Source organism: uncultured Chitinophaga sp. (assembly GCF_937874145.1).
GTDB lineage: Bacteria > Bacteroidota > Bacteroidia > Chitinophagales > Chitinophagaceae > Chitinophaga.
Genome location: NZ_CALNBI010000426.1, coordinates 1 through 1302 on the forward strand (window position 1 = coordinate 1; position 1302 = coordinate 1302).

At 56.1% G+C, this 1302-nt stretch carries 2 protein-coding genes; one reads left to right on the forward strand and one right to left on the reverse strand.

Annotated features, from left to right (window positions below; all coding sequences use genetic code 11):
* Positions 1 to 584 (forward strand): TonB-dependent receptor (locus tag Q0510_RS20265; protein ID WP_298715729.1); only part of this gene is annotated, 584 nt, incomplete at its 5' end.
* 68 nt (positions 585 to 652) lie between these two features.
* Here the strand turns inward: Q0510_RS20265 and Q0510_RS20270 are convergent.
* Positions 653 to 1302 (reverse strand): GH32 C-terminal domain-containing protein (locus Q0510_RS20270; protein ID WP_298715731.1); only part of this gene is annotated, 650 nt, incomplete at its 5' end.

Below are 1302 nucleotides of genomic sequence, written 5' to 3' on the forward strand. Positions count from 1 at the left end.
CCGGCAACATCGGGAACGCATCCCTTTCCCCCGAAAATGCCTTCCAGGGCGAACTGGGGCTGAAATACATCCGCCACAGCTTCACCTTCAACGCGAGCTACTTTTACCGCGACATCAGCCGCTTCATCGACTGGACGCGCAACGTGGACACGGAGCCCTGGCAGAGCCACAATGTAGGCAGCCTGCTCACCAAAGGCATCAACATGCGCTCGAACTACAGCGCATCGCTTTCCGCCAGCACGCGCCTCAACGTAAACCTGGCGTATTCTTACCTGGATGCGGAGTTCAGCGACATCAACCCTGACATCAAATCCAAATACCTCATCGCCGCGCTGAAGCACCAGGTTACCAATACGATCGACCTGCAGCACAGAGGCTTCAGCGCGCTGTTCGCCACCCGCTTCAACGAGCGGACCACCGGCAAAGCGTACTGGATCAACGATTGCAGGATCAGCCAGAAAGTAAAGCAATTCACCGTGTACCTCGATGCGCAGAACATCTTCAACACCACGTATTTCGAGATCGGCTCCATTCCCCTGCCCGCCCGCTGGGTGAGCCTGGGCGTGAAATTCACGACGATTTAACCATCATCTGTATAATTTAAAAAGCCCGCTATCCGATGGTAGCGGGCTTTTTCGTGTATGCGTAAAAGTTACGGCCAGATCCCCCGGACCTTCGACACTTCCAGCGAAAGGACCGTGATATTGTTTCCCCAGAACCGGAATCCTTCCTTGTTCGCAGCGTCGTGTTTCCGTTCCATTGAATACGAAAACGCGCCGCCGTCGATAAACACTTCCACGGAGGAACGGTCGAGGTAGATTTCGGCGGTCAGTTCCATGCTGGCGGGGTCTTGCGGCGAATAGAACATGCCGTTCAGCATATTGAAATTGAGATCGTAATGAACGAGCCGCTGGCCGAATAAGCTAAGGCCCGCATCCGTGGCGTGCGACAGGCGGATCGTGGTTTTGATGTACAACTTATCCTCCTGGTTGAATGTAGCAAGTTTCTCGCTGGCATCGTTGGCGGAAAGGTTCGTCCATTTCCCGGCGGGCTCCAGCAGCTGTGCTACCTCCTTCACCGGGCGGCTGAACAGGCGGGGGCCGTCTTTGGTGGTGCGCAACGTCAGCTCGGTGGGCAGCAGCATCATGTTGTTGAAGGGCATGCCCTGCTGAGCGATACGCCCCCACCCGATCTGGATACGCCGGCCGTCGGCCGCGGGGATGTTGCTGAAAGTTTGCGCGGCGTAAATGGAACCTGCGGAGAAGTAGTATTTCCCTTGCTCGGGCGTAAACGTTTTGCCAT